General features: G+C 55.4%; 19 protein-coding genes and 2 pseudogenes. 15 read left to right on the forward strand and 6 right to left on the reverse strand.

Annotated features, from left to right (window positions below; genetic code table 11):
- Positions 1-49: 49 nt before the first annotated feature.
- The gene (locus tag C444_RS17295) at positions 50-736 is read left to right on the forward strand and encodes a hypothetical protein (RefSeq protein WP_004594339.1); all 687 of its coding nucleotides are present in this window, start codon (positions 50-52) and stop codon (positions 734-736) included.
- A gap of 68 nt (positions 737-804) precedes the next feature.
- Here the strand turns inward: C444_RS17295 and C444_RS17300 are convergent, their stop codons facing one another.
- The 3 genes from C444_RS17300 to C444_RS17310 form a co-directional block, all read right to left on the reverse strand.
- Complete coding sequence (locus C444_RS17300) at positions 805-1569, reverse strand: DUF7093 family protein (RefSeq protein ID WP_239641327.1); 765 nt, start codon at positions 1567-1569, stop codon at positions 805-807.
- A 676-nt stretch (positions 1570-2245) separates the two neighbouring features.
- On the reverse strand, positions 2246-2647 hold the full coding sequence (locus C444_RS17305; RefSeq protein WP_004594341.1) for a hypothetical protein: 402 nt from the start codon (positions 2645-2647) through the stop codon (positions 2246-2248).
- Positions 2648-3517, reverse strand: coding sequence for a ParA family protein (locus C444_RS17310; protein WP_004594342.1), 870 nt, complete (start codon positions 3515-3517; stop codon positions 2648-2650).
- A 246-nt stretch (positions 3518-3763) separates the two neighbouring features.
- Here C444_RS17310 and xseA point away from each other — a divergent pair, with 246 nt between their 5' ends.
- From xseA to C444_RS17330, 4 genes are all read left to right on the forward strand, one after another.
- Positions 3764-4975, forward strand: a complete 1212-nt coding sequence (gene xseA / locus C444_RS17315) for an exodeoxyribonuclease VII large subunit (protein ID WP_004594343.1) — start codon at positions 3764-3766, stop codon at positions 4973-4975.
- Entirely contained in the window at positions 4972-5148 is a 177-nt protein-coding gene (gene xseB, locus C444_RS17320) for an exodeoxyribonuclease VII small subunit (protein WP_004594344.1), read from the forward strand. The genes xseA and xseB overlap by 4 nt, the downstream gene beginning before the upstream one ends.
- 869 nt (positions 5149-6017) lie before the next feature.
- Positions 6018-6776, forward strand: coding sequence for a PQQ-binding-like beta-propeller repeat protein (locus C444_RS17325; protein ID WP_193363361.1), 759 nt, complete (start codon positions 6018-6020; stop codon positions 6774-6776).
- Positions 6776-7627 carry a hypothetical protein gene (locus C444_RS17330; RefSeq protein ID WP_004594346.1) on the forward strand — a complete coding sequence of 284 codons (852 nt, stop codon included), beginning with the start codon at positions 6776-6778 and terminating at the stop codon, positions 7625-7627. The genes C444_RS17325 and C444_RS17330 overlap by 1 nt, the downstream gene beginning before the upstream one ends.
- A gap of 36 nt (positions 7628-7663) precedes the next feature.
- Here the strand turns inward: C444_RS17330 and C444_RS17335 are convergent, their stop codons facing one another.
- A complete protein-coding gene (locus tag C444_RS17335; protein WP_049909587.1) occupies positions 7664-8161 on the reverse strand; it encodes a hypothetical protein in 498 nt (165 codons plus the stop codon).
- Between the two features lie 367 nt (positions 8162-8528).
- Here C444_RS17335 and C444_RS17340 point away from each other — a divergent pair, with 367 nt between their 5' ends.
- The 3 genes and pseudogenes from C444_RS17340 to C444_RS17350 form a co-directional block, all read left to right on the forward strand.
- A complete protein-coding gene (locus C444_RS17340) occupies positions 8529-8936 on the forward strand; it encodes a DUF7475 family protein (RefSeq protein WP_004594348.1) in 408 nt (135 codons plus the stop codon).
- 349 nt (positions 8937-9285) lie between these two features.
- Positions 9286-9804, forward strand: a complete 519-nt coding sequence (locus tag C444_RS17345; protein WP_004594349.1) for a GNAT family N-acetyltransferase — start codon at positions 9286-9288, stop codon at positions 9802-9804.
- A 1583-nt stretch (positions 9805-11387) separates the two neighbouring features.
- Positions 11388-11690 (forward strand): annotated as a pseudogene (locus C444_RS17350) (DUF7847 domain-containing protein); the annotation flags it as partial.
- A 135-nt stretch (positions 11691-11825) separates the two neighbouring features.
- Here the strand turns inward: C444_RS17350 and C444_RS17355 are convergent.
- On the reverse strand, positions 11826-12113 hold the full coding sequence (locus C444_RS17355) for an amphi-Trp domain-containing protein (protein WP_004594351.1): 288 nt from the start codon (positions 12111-12113) through the stop codon (positions 11826-11828).
- Positions 12114-12317: 204 nt separating this feature from the next.
- Between C444_RS17355 and C444_RS17360 the strand changes: the two genes are divergently transcribed.
- The 4 genes from C444_RS17360 to C444_RS21865 are packed head-to-tail and all read left to right on the forward strand — an operon-like array spanning position 12318 to position 13790.
- Complete coding sequence (locus C444_RS17360) at positions 12318-12509, forward strand: ATP-binding protein (RefSeq protein ID WP_004594352.1); 192 nt, start codon at positions 12318-12320, stop codon at positions 12507-12509.
- 23 nt (positions 12510-12532) lie between these two features.
- Positions 12533-12949 carry a response regulator transcription factor gene (locus C444_RS17365; RefSeq protein WP_004594353.1) on the forward strand — a complete coding sequence of 139 codons (417 nt, stop codon included), beginning with the start codon at positions 12533-12535 and terminating at the stop codon, positions 12947-12949.
- On the forward strand, positions 12880-13131 hold the full coding sequence (locus tag C444_RS23165) for a HalX domain-containing protein (RefSeq protein WP_161607612.1): 252 nt from the start codon (positions 12880-12882) through the stop codon (positions 13129-13131). Before C444_RS17365 ends, C444_RS23165 begins: the two co-directional genes overlap by 70 nt.
- A gap of 5 nt (positions 13132-13136) precedes the next feature.
- Complete coding sequence (locus C444_RS21865) at positions 13137-13790, forward strand: DUF7504 family protein (RefSeq protein WP_004594354.1); 654 nt, start codon at positions 13137-13139, stop codon at positions 13788-13790.
- A gap of 837 nt (positions 13791-14627) precedes the next feature.
- Here the strand turns inward: C444_RS21865 and C444_RS21400 are convergent.
- Positions 14628-14978 (reverse strand): annotated as a pseudogene (locus C444_RS21400) (IS5/IS1182 family transposase); the annotation flags it as partial.
- 180 nt (positions 14979-15158) lie between these two features.
- On the opposite strand from C444_RS21400, the gene C444_RS17370 reads away from it, so the two are divergent.
- The 3 genes from C444_RS17370 to C444_RS17380 all read left to right on the forward strand — a co-directional run bounded on the left by C444_RS17370 (position 15159) and on the right by C444_RS17380 (position 19098).
- Positions 15159-16391: a mandelate racemase/muconate lactonizing enzyme family protein gene (locus C444_RS17370; protein WP_004594355.1), complete on the forward strand. Its 1233-nt coding sequence runs from the start codon at positions 15159-15161 to the stop codon at positions 16389-16391.
- A gap of 375 nt (positions 16392-16766) precedes the next feature.
- Positions 16767-18092: an ABC transporter substrate-binding protein gene (locus C444_RS17375; RefSeq protein ID WP_004594356.1), complete on the forward strand. Its 1326-nt coding sequence runs from the start codon at positions 16767-16769 to the stop codon at positions 18090-18092.
- Positions 18093-18141: 49 nt separating this feature from the next.
- Positions 18142-19098, forward strand: a complete 957-nt coding sequence (locus tag C444_RS17380; RefSeq protein ID WP_004594357.1) for a carbohydrate ABC transporter permease — start codon at positions 18142-18144, stop codon at positions 19096-19098.

Below are 19098 nucleotides of genomic sequence, written 5' to 3' on the forward strand. Positions count from 1 at the left end.
TCGCCGTCTAGGGAACGAGTTATGAGATGGGCGACCGATGTTGGTGGTGATGCCGGAGATCGAGATTACGGACGCACAACAGGATGACTTGACGTCGATTCGGGAGGATCTTGAAGACGCGTTCATCGAGACGTACGGGCACATTCGTACGCAAGATGTCGTTGCCTACCTCCTCGATACATACACACCGCCGGACCAACTGGAAGACGAGCAAGGCCTGAGCCGTACCGACTACGAACGAATCGCCTCGGCTGAGTATCCGGAACTCCAACACATCGCGTCCGAGGTGCCGGAAGTTCCCGGAAGCGGGATTGAGGCCGACGAGATGCGGGGGAAGCTACTCGCAGCACTTGGAACGAGTGAACTTGCGGATCGCCTCGCGGATATCGAACCTGAAAGAAGAGCGAACGAGAGGGGTGAGGAGGCGGCCGCCGGCCCAACTATGCCAGGGGACGCGCCAGACGACGGACGTGGCGTCGCACAGCACGATACGCCGACACAAACTACACCGTCATCTGAGACCATCGAAAGCGCCGGCGCGGCCGAGTCGGACGCGGCAGCTGACGACACTCCGAGCGCCCTTTCCGCTGCCAACCGTTTGCTAACCGAACATGACGAGAAGTGGACCCGGTCAGACGAGAACGACGAACCATACGAAGTCACACTTCCCGACGGTTCAACGGTGAGCGTCCGGACGAGAGACGACGTACGAAAACTGCTGTTTCAAAACTACTGAATGGGCTTTCCTCGCGAAAACACTGTGTGACGTTGGCTCTCTCAACGGGGTTACGTCCCATCGAGCGCCTACGACTCACTATCTGAGACGTCCTCGAGGTAGCCCACCCGACACTGTGGGCAAACGTCACCGGTAAAGAACGACGATTCACTCACGGGGAGTTCGAACTCGCACCTCGGACACTGATACATCGGAACTGAGTCGTTTGTGGTACTCTCTGAGCGGTCCGCCGAGTACGAATGTCCGTCTCGATCGTTTCCAATATCCGGTTCTTCGAGGGTTTCAGACGACGGTTCTGTCGTGTCTGTAGCAGCATCATCAATGATGACTGCATCGTCGTTATTCGATGGCGTGTAGCTGTCGTCATCTGGCTCCTCTGTCTCCGACAGTATCACGGCGTCATCAGTCGTTTCCAGAAGCGTCGATTCGGTCACCGACGATGACTCGTCACTCGCCTCCACATCTGGAGCTGTTTCTGCCACATTGTCTGACGCGGCCATCGTCGATGCGGGTGATTCGTTCGGTTCCGTTTCGTCCGCTGCCTGCACCGGGTCTCTCGCTTCGGTCTTGACCTCCGCGTTCTCTCTCACCCCCGCTGGCCTCTTGTTTTCGGTTCTGTGTTCGACTTCATCCGCCCTCTCGGCATTCGCTTTTGATTCCTCTATGGTGGATATCAAGCCTTGATTCTCAGAGATATCTCGGATATGCTCACAGCGGTCGCAAGACTTGTATTCCCGAACCGTTAGAACAGTGCCACGCTGACCTTCGTCATACGACTCCTCTATCATCGACTCCCCGAAGTCGTGTCCAAATAGCTCACAACGCAGTCCCATGCACGGCCATTTGCTTCGTACGATTAAGAATGTATTCACCAGCAGTGACATCTCTGTCGCGTTAGACGCAGGTGAAAACGTGTCTGTGAGCAGTCTCGCCCCGTCGCTAAAGGGAATTACTGATAGAGACGGCTGACCCTTCAAAATATTTAGCCCGAGGAAGACGACAAGTAGCGCGGCTGGTTTCACTCATCGATACGACGACCCGAGCACCGCTGAAAGTTGGCTTTCGAATTTCTCGGCACCTATGCCAGAAATCAGCGACTTCCGCGGACATAGAGACTGAATTGAGTTGCGTTTTGTGGAGCGTGCACGGACACCCGAGTCGGTGATGGCGCTGGTCACTGGGCAACCCGTGGAGACTCAGGCAATTATCCTGGTGATCCGGGTCCGAGATCCTGCTCAGTGATTTATAAAACCGAACATTCAGTGGTGGTTGCGGGTCGCTGGAATACATTCCCGAAGAACTACCGGCTTGTAGAGGGGTTTTCAGCGACATTGCCTGTGTGAGAAACCGCTGGATAGAATCAGTTAAATTATTGTATCTTACAACCGTACGCTTGTTATATCATGATGTGGGAATTTGGACCTGTAAATTCAAGCTATACTATAAGAGAACTATTTCATGTTCTCACATAGCCGGATGTAGCGTATTCAATAGCGCGTCCGGTCTCGTTCATTTGAGATGCTCGTAGCCCCAACTCTCCAGTATTGAAGCCACAGTGTCGGGATTCTCTGCCGCCAGTTCGACGAACGCCTCACGCAGATCCGTTACCGAGACATCCTTTGATCGCATACCGAGTTCATCGGCCACGTCAGCCCTCACTTGGTCCTCTAATTCGGCGTATTCGTCACGGAGGAAAGCGACGTGTTCGTTATCTCGATCTTCTTTGACCGTCTGCCGGCGAATGACGTACGGGATTTCGTCTGTACTCATGCTGTCAGTGGTGTCGCTTTCGGATTCGGATTGAGAGCCGGCTGTCGTCTCAGGTGTTGTCTCCAGTGCCGGGTCGTCTTGCTCGTCGGTCGTATCCTCGGCGAACGGGTCCTCTCCGGGGCCTTCTTTCATTCCCGCCATTTACGCCACCTCCTCGATAGCGCCGGGTTCCGGTGGGTTCGGGGCTTCAATCCCGGCTTGTGCTTCCAGGTAGCGAGCCAATCGGTCGTATTGTGCCAACGTTTCGACCTCGTAGTCACGTCGGCGGTCGCGATGATCCCGGATGTACGTGAACGCCGAACACTGCTGTGCCCACGAACCTTCCATCAGGGAAGTACGGTCGCCGAAGATCTCTGGCGTCGAATACGGGATCTCGTTAAGGATGCGCTTCTGGTCGTTCGTTCCCTTCACGCCGACTGGGACGGCGGCAAGGACGCCCACATCGATTTCAAGCGTGTCTTCAAGCCCGGAAACGAGCTGTTCTAACCCCTCAACAGCGGCTTGGCCCTTCGCGCTCGGTTCGACTGGGATAACCAACGACCGTGTGGCGTTGATAGCGTTGTGTAGGTGTGGGCCTTCCGTCGCCGGAGGGTCACAAATCAGCACATCGTACTCGTCACGAACGCCAGCATCGGCAAGCGTGCTGAGTAACGCGGCGTGAATATTGAACGCATCCCCGACAGCGGCAGCCTGGTCCTGTTCGCGGCGGAGCCAGTCCCCGAGATCGGCGAGTTGGTTGTGTTCAGCGATGACGTCGACGCCGTGTTCAGCGGTGACGATGAGGTCCTCAAAGTCACCTTTGGGCCGGTTGATCATATGCCGGGCGAGATGGTCGACGTCTTTCGAGCGGTCCTTGTCGACGCCAAACAGCCGCGAGAGATTCCCCTCTTGCGGATCTAGTGGGACGACCAGTGGCTTGAGACCGGCGCGGGCGTGCGCAACGGCGAGGTTCGCGGCGGTCGTCGTCTTGCCGACGCCGCCGGCCTCGCTGTAGGTGCTGTATGAGAGCATAGCTGGTTGTTATAGTCTCCCGTTCAAATAACCTATTGGTTGAATCTTCTGGTTCAATCAATCGGTTCAACTAATCGATTCAACGAGGTGGTTCAATCGATTGGTTCAACCATGCAGTTCAAGTAGCAATACAAACCGGCAAAAATACTGTCAGGACACACTGCTGGCGGGTTGCGTCTGGTCATCCGGGTCGCTGTAAGAATAGTACCATGGCTTAAGTACACAACCGCACTACAGAGGAGTCGAATGGGTTCGGAGCCGGGGCCGACACACACGTCGCTAGAGACTCTGCAGGAAGCACTCCAAACGGAGCGAATCACCTACGTCGATACACTGAACGAGGATATCGGCGCGGTCGTCGAGAGCGCGGACCAGCTCGCCTTCGATTACGTCGTCGGTGATATCTCCGACTATGGTGTGTCCTCGAACGACCATGTCCACCTCGATCTGGTCCACGGGGGTTCGACGATCCACTGCGTGCTCTTTGAGTACAAACGATCGACCATCGACACCACAATCGAGGATGGGATGCAGGTAGCTGTCAAAGGCTCACTGTCGTATTACGAAGACGGGGGCAACGTTTCCGTCATCATCGAAGACATTGTGGAGGTCGGTGAGGGTACCTACCAGCAGATCTACGAGCAAAACAGGGAACTGCTGGACTCGGATGGATTGCTCGATCCGGAGCACAAGCAAGCCCTGCCGGACTTCCCAGAACGAATCGGGATCGCGACCAGTGCGACGAGCGATGCCCGTATGGATGCAATCACCAGTATTCACGAGCGGTATCCCGACGTTGATATCGTCGTCCAGAACACGAGCGTTCAGGGCGACAACGCGATGATGTCGATCATGGGTGCGATAAGTAAACTCGATGACGACCCGTTGATCGACGTTATCGTTCTTACTCGTGGTGGTGGGTCCGACAAGCATCTCCGGGTGTTCAACGAAACGCCGCTCTGCCGTGTTATCCACAAAACCGAGACACCAATCGTAGTTGGGGTCGGCCACGAGAACGACCGAACACTGGCCGATGAAGTGGCTGACAGACGAGTGATGACACCGACCGAGGTGGGCACCATCGTTCCGGAGCGGACAACACTAGACGCGGAACTAGAAACGCTCGAAGAGCGTTTCAACACAGCCTACACAGAGACCGTCGAAACGACGCTAGAGATGATGGATTCCCGACTCACCCAAGCCTACAGACGGACCGTCGAATCCGATCTGTCCTCGTTCGAAGCCGAGCTTGACCGCACATACGACACGCACGTTCGCGATGAACTGACCGATTTCGAGAACCGGCTAGAGCAAGCACGAACCCAGTACGATCAGCAGCGGAAACGAAAACAGGCGGCCGCAGCCCATCGCCGCCAGCGTCGACGGCTGCTGCTTGTCCTGCTCGCGCTGGGCCTGCTTGTTGTGGCTCTGCTCCTGTACATTCTGCTTCCACTATGAAAGACGAGACAATCGCCGACAAGACCGAGCGGCTCGAACAGATTATCGAACAGCTCGAAAACGGAGACGTCTCGCTGGAACGGGCGAACGAACTCCATGCTGAGGGAACGGAACTGATCGCCGAACTCGAATCAGAACTAGCTGTTGGTGATGGCGAGGTTATCGACCGCTGAAGCCAGGTTGTGACTGTGTTGTGCTGTGGGACCCCTCTCCACGAAACCGCCCGAGAAGTACACTTCAGGCACAGCCTCCGTTCCGATTAATTCGTCAGCCAGCCGAGTGAGTCATTGTGTTGCCGGAGATACGTTGGCGCGACGTTGCCGTACAGTTGGGGGACTGACTCACCAGTTCGGTCGACGATTGTCTGTTCCAGCAGGTCACTGTCGGTCTCGGAGTCAGGACTGACGTGCAGCCGATAGTTGCGGCCGATAGTGAATAGTTCGGGGTCGAAGGCTGCGTGGTGAATCTTGCTGAGTGGCAGGACATTGGTGGGACCGCCCGAGTCTGTGGCTAGTCGCCTCAGCCGCTTCTGAATCCGGTGAGAAGACCGACAGTAATAATTTTGCTTGTAATAACCCAGAAATAGATGCCCTCCACACGACGTCGCTTTCTCGGATTAGCCGCCTTGGGAGTTACCGGTTCAGCCGGCTTCACGTCTCTCGATACGCGGGCGTACACTGGTAGTCAATCACCCACCGACTGGCCGATGGGCCGATACGATCCTCCCGGAACCGGGTACAACCCCACAGTATCAGGTCCAAAGGACAATGTGGCAGTTGCGTGGACACACAGGGCACCGGATTGGTTTCGGGGGAGTACCCAACCGATCCGTCGCGGGAAGACGCTATACGTCGGTGGCAACGGGCTGCTTGCGCTCGATACCGAGACTGGAAAACGACGATTCAGCTTCCAGGGGCCGTATCACTCAAGTCCAGCAATCGCCCCAGCCTCAAGCTATCAGACAAAGACACTCGGTATAGCCGGTTTAGCTGGTATTTACGGGCTTAACGCGAATGGCGGATGGGAACTCCCCTTCACAGATATGAGCGTAGGTGGCGAGCGATGGACAGGACCACAGTCGTCCAGGCCCGGTTTCTTCGGGCCGGCCGAGTCAACAACTCCAGTCACTGTGAACGGGACGATATACACGGCACTACCTGGGACGAACTCGGTCGTAGCACTGAATCCGAACAATGGGAAAGTTCTATGGCAGCGAACGCATCACAAAGACGAGTCGGTCAGCGGGATGTTCAACAGACCCGCGGTAGACGACGGCATCGTGTTTGTCACCGCGTGGCCCCAACAGGCCACTGCGTATCGTGCCGATACTGGTGAGCAACACTGGCACCGTGAACTCGAAGAAATGACAGTTCTGCCGCCAGTGGCGACAGACGAGGGCGTCGTCATTCCGACGCGTGAGTCAGTTCAGTTGCGTGCCCGATCCGATGGTGCGCTCCTGTGGGAACGCAACCTCGACGGGAATGTGACCGACAGCACGCCAGCAGTAGCCGACGGGACGATATTCGTTGCCGATGAGCGGGAGTCACTGTACGCGCTCTCGCTGGCAACGGGCGAGACACGGTGGACAGTTCCGTTCGACGGAAAAACGACGCCGGTTGTCGCTGACGGTCGCGTCTACGCTGTGGACTCACTCTGGGCACTGGAGGCGTTCGACGTCGCCACGGGTGAGAAACAGTTCGAGTACCATCCTTCGGAAGTACCTCTCTCCCCACCGATGGTCGGGGATGGTATGCTGTATCTGGCGAATCGTGGCCGAGTTCTCGCACTGGAGGAAGCATAATGCCCGGAAACGAGGAGGCTGGAAACGAGACGGTGTCTTCACTTGGACACTCGTCCCCGACGACTCAACTGTCTACCCTGGGCGTGCTCAAGTCTGCGCTCGGGTGCATTCGTCGCGACCCTGTGCTCGCTGTCCCATTCGCTGTCGTCGGTATGCTGGTTGCACTCGTCGACTGGCTTCGCCAGCACGATTCGGTTCCAGCGGTGCCGACCGACGCACTGGGTCAATCGGTCAGTGTCACCTACTCAGTGTTCCCGCAGGGTACTACACGAACGGTCCGCCACGTTGGTGCGCTGGTCGACCTCGAAACACGGTATCTCCTCTGGGCTGTCGGGCTTGAAGTCCTCGTTCCACTCGCTGTCGGAATCGCCGGTTGGGTGACGATTACACGAGTACTCGATACGCACTCTGGCCCCCGTGCGTTGAGCAGGTATATCGCACTGGCTGCGGTCGTCTCCATCCCGAAGCTGTTGGGCGGTTTCTCGGTAGATATCCCTGGTTTCCTGTTCGGACTGCTGCTGTTGGCGGTGGCTCTGTTCGTCCTGACCCGTCTGTTCCTGCTCCCTGCGTTGCTAGTCACTGGCAGTAGCTTTGTGACGGCGCTCAGGCAGAGCTATCATCGAGCACGGGGGCAGGGCATGACCATCGCCGGTCTCATCGTCCTTATTGGCCTCGCCTACTGGGGCCTCGCGACCGTACCGGTCGCCGGCGGCTTTCTGAGTACTGCAGTAGTGGCACCGATCCACGCGGTTGCGATCGGAACCGTCTTTTCGACCGGCTCCGGTGAGACACCCTCAATCCCAGCCGACCATATCGCATCGAGAGACACACGCTCAGACGAGAGCCAGTAACGGCGTTCGCGTGGTCTCTCTTGTAACCAGTCATCATCAAGCACAGAGTGAGCTACCACTGATTCCTCCATCTTCCTTGAAGGTCACACTGTGTTTCTGACCAGTTCGGGGACACGTCCGCATTCTTGTATAGACGTGTGTCTCGTTATCGGAGATCTTCTCGCCGAGGTACACCGTCACATCCCCACGCGCCCACCCATCAATCGTGGTCGTCACCGTCTCGCCGGGAGCGACGGTGATCTGTTGTATGGGGACCCCATCGTCAGCGAATGTGACGTTTCGATCCCCATCCGGCCAGACCAACTGCGAGAGCGTCTTGAGCCTGCGTTCGCCATCTCTGGTCGTGACCTCGAAATTCATGTACATCGCCTGCTCGCTGCTTTCGACAGTGTACGCTGACAGTTGATACGCTGTCGTGTCGTTATTTTCAACAGTCAGTGTGGGTTGGACGGATCCAAAGACGGTATCATACTGGACATAGCCAAGCACAAGCGCCGATCCGAGAAGGAGCGCGATCATTCGACGGGAAACCATCCGTAGGATTGTGTTCCAACAGGAAACAGAATATCATTCCGATTGTCTCATCCGGATGTCACGCCGGAGTTGACAAATCAAGACCGAACCAGCGATTCGGATCGAGATTGCTGCTGACGGGCAAGGGATTCCCGCAGAAAACGGGACGTATTACCGCTGAGGAAGATACGGCCCTCGAACACAGTACTGGTAGGGATTGTACTGATTTGCTGGACTGTCTCCGTACTCGATGTGACAGTCGAACGAACGGATGACTTCTTCCTCCCATGCTAAATCAGGAACGCAGCCGATCATGTGCGTTCTGTCTGTCCCCGTAATGTCGATAAACTCACATGGATTTAATACACTTCAGTGACAATTGTGCGGTATGGTTGCTCAATCGACACAACGACAAGACTCGTTTTTTACGCTTCCATCGCATCCAGTGGGATACCTCGCAATCGTAGCCACGCTTACCACTGCTGGCATCCACTTACTGCTCGGCCCACGTGTCATGGGATTCAGTCAGACATTAGGGACGCTGTTTATTCTGAATGGACTTGGATTTCTTGGCGGGGTCCTCCTATACAGTAGCCGATACTGGCGACCCGAGCTGTACCTTGTCGCTGCGGGATACGCCATTGTCACTATTCTCGCACTGTTTGCGTTCCAGGGGTTCAGCTTTGACGCGTTCTATATGCAGGGGAACCTGAATCCGCTTGCTGTCGCGGCGAAGGTAGCTGAGGCTATCCTCGCCCTCTGTGCCGTCTACTTATATAGAACATCAGCTCCATGAGAAGGCCATATTGATCGTCCATAGAGTTCCGCTACGGGAGTAAACCCTTCAACGATATACTGTTTTCAAGGCTATCAAAGAATTTGTGACCGTCTCAACCGAGGGATTGGTTCAAATTTGGGGTGACGTTCGTCGTCTTCAATCGAGTAATACTGTAGTGGCACCGATTCGGGGAGAGCACGTAGCATGTGAGTAAAATATCAACAATCATATGAATAGACAGATAGACAGATGTCCCTTCTATTGGCTCTGGTGTTGGATACGCTCCGTCAATCGGCTTTCTTGCTCTCAAAGTCATCGTCGACTCCGAGAGTAACAAAAATAAGTGTCGCGACTGGTCTGGACAGGTATGGAGATCGTGGAGCTCTCAGCAAACGAGCCTGCTGTCCGGCGCTTTATCGAGGAGCTCTGGCTACCGTACTACCGCGAACTCGAGGCGACTGTCGATGCCTTCTTACTCGCCGACGATGTCGACCTCGTCGCGGAGGAACTTCCGTTCCGCGTCAATCGCCTTGACTCGGAGGAGTACCGAACGTGGCTCGCCGTCGATGGATTCACTGACGGTACTCCTCTCGCCGATGTCGATGGTGAGTTTGCCGGGTATATCGCGGCCGAAATCGACGAAGCGCCGAGTGTCTTCGACCGCCCCGACCGACTGTTCATCTGTGATATCTACGTTCACGAACCGTATCGCGGAACCGGACTGGCTGACGACCTGTTCGACCGTATCAGAGACTGGGCACGCGATGCCGGGTGCGAGGAGTTCAGCCTCGATCCACACGTAGACAACGACCGAGCCATCGCTTTCTACGAAAAGCTCGGGTTCGAAAGGACACAGTATCACATGGTGGCTAGCGTAGACGACTAATATCATTTTACAAATAACAGAATAGTGGTATTTTCACTTGCTATCTATAGCTGCCTGAGAGTAATGTCTCTTTTAATCCGCTCAGTCCCGACTGTTCTAATGAAGTTATTCGAGGGTGTACTCGACCCAGTCTGACGGCTGTCGACACTGAATAGTACCGGGCGGCAGAGTATAACTTCTCAGTAATCTAAACAGTCGCTACAACGGCTGGCCCCAGGTGACGCTGGTGTATCGCACTCTACACAGGTATCGACAGCAATGGTCGCTGCCGAACCCGAGTTAGAGTTTTGTGTAAAACGTGCTCAGAGCCACTGAAGCATATCAATAAGCATCGCTCTCTAACTATCTGAAGTCATTTATGGATAATCTAATGAATAGGATAGTGCCAGCTGTACCACATCGACGCTGGTAATAACATCGCCGATGTATCGAGCGGCGGTCTCGCGGGAGGGGGGAAGGGACGGGTACTGACATTCTTCGCCACTGTTCTGATGACATTCACTCGCGCCATGCTGAGACACCTGCAGGTCTCTGTGATCACTCACATTTGACCGGAGACGCCAATAGTGACAGCAACAGTGCTAACAATCGGACGAATACGATACAACCTTTGCCGTTCTTTGGAGGGAAAATGGTGGGCTGCAATGGGCACCTTGCGTAGCGCCCACCATTCTGCATGTCAGAGGCACGGCTGGGTTCTGGACCCGAGAAACCCAGTCAGATGACCAGCAGTCAGGGGAGCTCGAAGCGGGGACCAGAACCCATTCGGATGTGACATACGCCTCATAAATATCCTTTTTGGAACCACGATACCAAATGCCATGTTTCCATTCACCTGCGATAATAGCCAGCCCTACACCGTACCGATGTTTCCATTGGCGTACGCGCTTGGACGTACAACAATACCCTTAGATCAGCTGTGTCCACTAGCAGATTGGTGGTTGCTAGGGGTTGGAGAAACGGTATGCAACCCACCATCCGAAGTTGTCTACTTCGACGACGGGCTCTAGCCCTGCACCAATCGATGGGATGGGTGAATCCAATGAAATTGGACAGGGCACAAAACCTACTTGATGCTGACATGAGTGGTCACGAAAACATCTGTGATATCATCGCTGTCTGTCGGTTTTCGCTGTATCACAGCTCACTCAACAATGAAGTTCAATTAGACACTGACACGCTTGTACGACTCTTGGGTCCAAGCAGCACAGGATGGGAGAGATGATGTGCAGTTGGGGGGAGCGGCGTGCTACACACCATTGGAAGTCGTCATCCACGACAGCGGGTTCTGGATCCGGGCCAATCGGTGAATCGGATACGATTCAGGGGGAAGTGGAGTGGGGACCAGAACCTAACTAACCGGTATGTGCTTGGTATCAAAAAAACTTACCACTCAGTTTGATAGTCTACCAATCCGACAGCTACTGCGGTTCCACCGTCACCACCAGAAGGTGGCCCGATGCCTACCCAACCGAGCGTTGGCGAGATCGGGACTCGTCGCCTGTTCTCCCGTTCAAAATGCTTAAATCTGATTTTGATACTACGCTCGGCCTAATACGCGACGACCGTAATTCGGGAATGCAATGGTGACAGTCTCCGCATTCAAAGATGGATCCGCTGCCCTCCGGGAAAACCCGATCCTGTTCGTCGCCGGCCTCCTCCTCGGGGCCGTAAGTCAGCTCCAGTACGTGGACCACCTGATCGAATCACCACTACTATCGGCGGGTGTCTCGCTCGTATGGCTCATTGTGTTCCCGCTCGTTCTTGGTGGCTTCATCGGAACCGCTCAGGCCGCGATTGAAGGATTTGACCCGCCGCTCACCCAGTTTTTCATTGAAGCGCGGACACACTACTTCCCGCTTCTGCTTGCAACTGTGTTGTACGTACCTCAAGAGATTGTCTCGTAAACGCAGTTCTCCAGACAGAAACAGGACAGGACTTAGAGGGCCAGACAGCACAGCGGCTTCATTTGTTTTGGATACGCTCCGTTGGATCAACTCCTCAACATGCGTTCGGAGTGATCACTCGATTTCTAACTGACTACTTCCGCCGCCTTCCTCGCTATCATTTTCGTCCCATTCGAGTTCGAATTCGACACTTAATTCAGTCATATTGTCTGCCGGCCCTTCACGTTCGGCTTTGACCTCGAAGGTCGGTCGGGCAGGGGGAGTTAGCGTTACAGACTCGGAGCCCGCTTTCAGATTGATAGCGTTTCCGGTGTCGAGATTATCGGCAACTTTCCGGAGGTACGATGCGATCTCTTCTCGGCTCTGGTCACTTTCTGACTTGAACAGGACTTCTTCGGGCATACGAGAAGTGCTACACAGCCAGTTACAATAAACCCGTCCGCCGTCTGACTACACTGAGACAGTTTCGATGGTCCTTCTCGAACCAGTTGGTGGACTTGGCAGCACACATCAGAAAAAATCTCGTCTCTTCTCAGCGCTGTACGATTGTCTTAGCGCTGAAACATCTATAGTCTGACGGCCAAGTGATGACAGAGCTTCCGTTTCATGGACTTGATCTCGGCAGAGTCTATTTTCCGGCGGGGGGAGACAGGCCACGTGAAATCAACCGGTTCCGGGTTTGGGCTCTTCTTTGTTGATTCGATGGTCGAAGAATACGGCGGCACCGTCTGGGTTGAGGACAACGAACCGACGGGTGCGGTATTCGTCATCGAACTACCGCTCCCGGAGGCACAATGACACAGTCATGCGCACAACCAGTTGTGCTCGTCGTCGAGGACGAAACAGACATTGCCGATTCATACGAACTCTGGCTGAATAATGCGTATGAAGTCTATCGGGCAGAAACCGGTGAAGTAGCACTTTCGAAGCTCGACGAACTTGCGGTCGACGTTGTGCTATTAGACCGGATGCTACCCGGCGTATCCGGTGATGAAGTGCTCGACGAAATCCGAAAACAAGGCTATAGATGTCGGGTGGCGATGGTTTCGGCTGTCCAGCCTGGTATCGACGTTGTCGAGATGGGGTTCGACGGATACATCACGAAACCCCCGGACAAAGAGGAGTTACGAGAGACGGTGGAGCGATTGCTCGCTCGCTCGACGACGAGTTGCAGGAATACTATTCACTGGTCGCCCGGAAGTCAGCATTACAGTCAGAATTCTCTGATGAGGAGTTAGCGAAGAACACAGACTACCAAGCACTCGTCAAATGCATCGAGACGCAGCGGGCGTTGATCGATACGTCGGTTCCGGACTTGGCATCTGATACCGATTTCGTCGGTGCCGTGCGCGAGATCGAGGATCAGTCCGAAACCACCGACGAGTATGATGGCCAGTCTTGGGGGACTGAACCAGAGTAAGTCAAATGTACGATATAAATAGCAGTCTTCCTGACGGAGTGCCGTCCGAGATTCAGCCGGGTACAAATCTCCTGATAAAAAGTCCCCCGATGATTGGGAAGCAGGATCTTGCGCTGGAATTGTTGGCGAAGGGGTTTGACGATGGTGACGGCCTACTGTGTATCACAACGAGCGACAGTCCTAGTGTACTCACAGAATCCCTCGCACAACACGTAGAATCACCAGACTGTGACCAGATAGGAATCGTTAGCTGTTCGGGCCGAGAATCATCACATACACCGGATGGTGTTGACACGGAATTTGTGTCATCACCGAGTGATCTGACAGGGATCAGTATTGGAACGGTGAAAATCCTCAACTCTTTCACCAACCAGAACATATCATTAATACGCCATGGAGTACTATCGGTCAGCACGCTCCAACAATATCTCGAAACCCAATCAGTATTCAAATTTTTACATATTTACACGTCCAGAGTGAGCGATACGGATGGACTAGGTATCTACACGCTCAATAGTGCCACACAGAATTCGGAGGTCATAAACACTATATCGAGCGAATTCGATGGAATAATAGAACTCCGCGAGACAGCAGAGGGGTCCCGCGAGGCCCGTCTTACGGGCATCCCTACAGCCTCCCGGAATTGGTATACATATTGATTGATGTTCTGAGAACAAAAGGCTCTACCGAGTACTATAATCGACACTAACGACCGTTTTTCTCGTTCAGTTAGGAACGTTTACCTGATTAATAAAATAGTGCCTACTGTCGCTATACCGACATCGATCGATTGATAATCAGATATTTCTATTAGAGGAATATATTACTACTTAAATAAAATTAAATATCCATATTTAGTTTTAACATCATATGGCCATTCGATATCTACCAATATGGATGGTAAATACGTATATGTTGGTCTTATAGAAGAACAGTACAACAGGGCTGGATCCTTGATGAGCAAGAGAGTATTAAACTGACTTAGAATTATGTCCGTATGGAGACGGTATTCTATAACATCAAATGTGGTATCTGACGTTATCGATGTTGGAAGTATCAAGCGTCTCGTCGGGGACTTGGAATAGGCCGCCCGCATATTGGGGTCGCTCCAGTTAGCGTATTCTGTAATCTAAACGCTTTCCGGAATAACACCATTCTGTTTTATATTATGGAACATTATGAGCTCCGTATTTTAATACGAGATATATAATAAGAATTTAAGTATTGGCAGCCCGCTGATTTACGTATTTTTGACCGGTATAAGTGAGATTGGCTTAATCCGAACCCAACCTAACAAAAGTACTATTGTTATATATGCGTTCCATATAGGTGAACAGCTGACTGCTGGCCCATGCGTACTAAGCCGACGATGAGTCGTATAGCCCGAGTGAACTTCTGCGTAGCTCGAAAAAGCATACTGTATCCCGGCTTTGGACTCTAATTGGGTAACATTATACTTAAAAGGTCTCTGTAGTTTCAGTACACTGTGCTGCATTTCACGGATATCGGAAGCTCCGGTGAAGGTCGTAGACGGTGGCTTTGAGGATAATTTCACGGAACTCAACCCACCAGCTTCGCGCACGTACGGTACTGTACGAGCGTGCGTTTGATGCTTGAGAAGACGGTTTCAGACAGTGATCGCCGGTGGTACCGATCACTGTCCATGCGAGCGTGTGAGCGGGGAGTAGAACGGACGGTGGTCACTTTCAACGCTCGGACGTGGTCGTCTGTGCGGTTGGCGTAGTGTCGGCTTGGCTGGTCCCGTTCAAAGCCGGTTGCGTCAATAGCAGCATGGCCTGTGCATTTCTCGGCTGACGCGCCGAGAAACTACGCCATGTTTCGGTCGGGCTGACTGTCGCCACGGACATTACAGAGCCACACTCGCTTGGGCTCTCAATGTCGATTCACCGCGACAGTGGGTGTGGTCGCAGTAATGCTGGGAACCGCTGTGCGCTAATTCGAGTCGCGTGATACCACGCCGCCACCCGGAACTGTTTTTATCATGGGCCTGGATTTCCGTCTGTCGCATGAGCTACGCAGACCTACGAGACCCGAATGCAGAGTACACCATGCGCGATCTCTCGGCGGAGACGATGGGACTCACCGATTCCCGCGGCGAGAGGCGCGACGTGGAGATCACCGACGTCCAGACAGTAATTGTCGACGGGAACTACCCGTGGACGCTCGTTCGAGTGTATACGGACGCCGGCGTCGCCGGTAACGGCGAGGCGTACTGGGGCGGCGCGATCCCGGAGATCATCGAGCGGCTGAAGCCGTTCGTCGTCGGCGAGAACCCGCTGGACATCGACCGCCTCTACGAGCACATGGTCCAGAAGATGTCCGGCGAGGGCTCCGTCGCCGGAAAGGACATCGCCGCCATCTCCGGTATCGAACTGGCCCTACACGACGTGGCCGGGAAGATCCTCGACGTGCCGGCTTACCAGCTGCTGGGCGGGAAATACCGCGACGAAGTCCGGACCTACTGTGACTGTCACACCGAGGAGGAGGCCGACCCCGATGCCTGCGCCGACGAGGCCGAGCGGGTCGTCCACGAACTGGGCTACGACGCGCTGAAGTTCGACCTCGACGTACCCTCTGGCCACGAGAAGGACCGCGCGAACCGCCACCTCCGCCAGCCCGAAATCGAGCACAAGGCCGAGATTGTCGAGAAGGTCACCGAGCGGATCGGTGACGCCGCGGACGTGGCCTTCGACTGCCACTGGGCCTTCGCGAGCGGGAGCGCCAAGCGCCTCGCACGCCGCCTCGAACAGTACGACGTCTGGTGGCTGGAAGACCCCGTCCCGCCGGAGAATCACGACGTGCAGCGCGAGGTGACACAGTCGACAGGGACGCCAATCGCCGTCGGCGAGAACGTCTACCGGACCCACGGCCAGCGCCAACTCATCACGGACCAGGCCGTTGACATCATCGCGCCCGACTGTCCGAAGGTCGGCGGGATGCGCGAGACAGCGAAGATCGCCACGCTAGCGGACATGTTCTACGTACCGGTGGCGATGCACAACGTCTCCTCGCCCATCGGAACGATGGCCTCCGCACAGGTCGGTGCGGCGATCCCGAACGCCCTCGCTGTCGAGTACCACTCATACGAACTGGGCTGGTGGGAGGACCTCGTCGAGGAAGACAACCTCATCGAGGACGGGTACATGGGTATCCCCGAAGAACCTGGGCTCGGCTTGACGCTCAACTTCGACGCTGTCGAGGCACATCTCGCTGATGGGCAGGAACTCTTCGATGAGTAGTGGACTGGCGGTTTCGGGAGGAGTATACCACAGCGGGTCTGACTGAACCGTCCCGATCTTGTGTGGTTTGGTCTTCCACAGTCGTTCTCAGACCGGTGATAGCACTGTGTGGTCACACTGATCGCGGGTGGGTATTATCTCGCTGACTCGGACCGAGCTTTCGCGTGCGTCGCACGCGTCTGCGTTGTCGAAGAAAATCGACTCGAACTTCGTCCCTTCATCCCCCACTGGTATGGGTATTCTGCCCGCTGTTTTACAGGATTAACTATTATTGTCGTATAATATTCCGGTAGATTTATTTGTATTACCCGCACTGTAGAATAGTATATGTCAGATAATGACAGGCCCAGTGTGGGTATAGACAGGCGGAAGTACATGGCGGCGCTCAGTGCTGGGATTGCCGCAGGTGTCGCGGGCTGTTCGGGTGACGGTGGCGACGGCAGTAGCGGCGACGGCAGTAGCGGTGACGGCAGTAGCGGCGACGGTGAGAGTACAAGCGGTGACGGAAGCAGTGGCAGCCAGTGGTCGAACACGCTCGAAGTCCTCCACGGGTGGTCCGGTGGGGACGGTGAAGCGGCGATAACCGCCCTCATCGAGACGTTCAACGAGGAATACCCCGACATGGACACCGACTTCCAGGCCGTCGGGGCGAGCGCGAACGTCAATCTCAACGCGACGATCCTCCGACGAATGGTCAACGGGAACCCGATGAGTTCCTTCGCCAACTGGCCGGGTAACAACCTCGAACGCTACCGCGGCAATCTCAAGGACCTCGAAGCCGACGTTTGGGACGCCGAAGGGTACAAGGACATCATGCAGAGCCGGGCGGTCGAGCTGTGTACGTTCAACGACCAGATGCCTGCCGTCCCGCTTGGCTCCCACCGGATGAATAACCTGTTCTACAACATCTCGGCGTTCGAGGAGGCCGGCGTCGATCCGGAGAGCCTCGACGGCATGGACGCGCTGATTGACGCCCTCGACACGATCGATCAGGAAACCGACATCACGCCGATGGGGCAGGCCATGGTCGCCCCGTGGACCGTCCTTCAGCTATGGGTGCAGGTGCTCCAGAGCCAGGCCGGCGTCGACGCGTACATGGACTTCATCGAGGGCAACGGCGACCGGCAGGCGCTCATCGACTCGCTGGAACTCGTCAAGGAGATCCAGCAGAACTACATCACGAACGACGCCTCTACCTCCAGCTTCACGGACATGGGCGGCAAGATGATCTCGGGGGAAGTCGCCTGTATGCACCAGGGGAACTGGCTCGCCGGCCAGTTCCGTACCGACGACTCGTTCAACTTCGGGGAGCACTGGGACTGGATCGCGTTCCCCGGAACCGAAGGCACGTACACGTACCACATCGACGCGATCGTCGCCCCGGCGAGCAACCCCAGCGAGGAAGAGACGATCGCGTGGCAGAAGTTCGTCGGCACGAAGAAGGCCCAGATCGCGTTCAACAACCTCAAGGGCTCCGTCCCGCTACGGACCGACATCGACCCGAACGAACTCGGCGACTTCATCGGGCTGACCTACGAGGACCTTACCAGCTCAGAGTCGTATCCGCCGACGCTCGCCCACGGCCTCGCTGTGACGCCCGAGCAGATGGGTAACTGCAAGACGGCGATGAGCGAGCACATGATGGGGCCGTACGACGTTGAAGCCGCCGCCGACGGTCTCCTCAACGCCGTTTCGGAGTAAGCAACGACGGACCGAACAATTTACTTCGGTAACACGATTCATCCAATTTATGGGTACTACTGACACAACAGAATCAACGAAACCGCGAACGGAAGAGGTCGGCTGGGAGACGAAGGTTCGCTACTTCCTGAACAACGACCTCGTCCGGTCGTCGCCGTACTGGGGGATCCCGTTCCTCCTGATGGGGATCGCCGTGTACGGCGGCATTGGCTTCAACACCGCCATTTCGTTGACAGACGCTCGCGGGTTGGGGGCACCGGATTACAGCCTCTCCAACCTTGATTTCGAGATGTACACGCAGGCGTTGGGGAGTAGCGCGTTCCTGAGTGCGGCCCAGAACAACCTCGTGTTGCTGATCGTTTTCACGACGATCTGTCTACTGCTGGGGCTGTTTCTCGCTATCCTGCTTGATCAGGGGATCAGGTACAACAACACGGTGCAGACGATCTACCTGCTACCGATGGCGCTGTCGTTCGTCATCACGGCGCAGGTGTGGCTCTGGATTTACAACTACGACTTCGGGTTGATGAACATCATCACGAGAGCCGTCGGTATCGGCCCCGTCGACTGGATCGGGAACCCGTCTATCGCCCTCGGATCCGTGATATTCGCCCTTATCTGGCAGTTCAGCGGCTACACGATGGTCGTTTACCTGGCCGGACTCCGGTCGCTGCCCGACGATCAGTTCGAAGCGGCACACGTCGACGGCGCGAGCACGCTCAAGACGTACATCCGGATCATCATCCCGCAGATGAAGGAGGCGTCGGTCAGCGCGGCCGTCGTGCTGATGGTGTTCGCCCTGAAGGCGTTCACGTTCCTGTATGCACTGACCGGCCGCTACCGGCCGCCAAACGGGACTGACATCCTAGCGACGCTGATGGTCCGCCAGGCGTTCAAGCTCGGGAAGTGGGCGTACTCGGCCGCTATCGCCACGTACCTCCTGATCCTGGCGCTGGGGGTCATCGCCCCGTACCTCTACTACCAGTACAGACAGGGGAGTCTCTGA

The sequence above is a fragment of the Haloarcula japonica DSM 6131 genome, from assembly GCF_000336635.1.
In the GTDB taxonomy this organism is placed as follows: domain Archaea; phylum Halobacteriota; class Halobacteria; order Halobacteriales; family Haloarculaceae; genus Haloarcula; species Haloarcula japonica.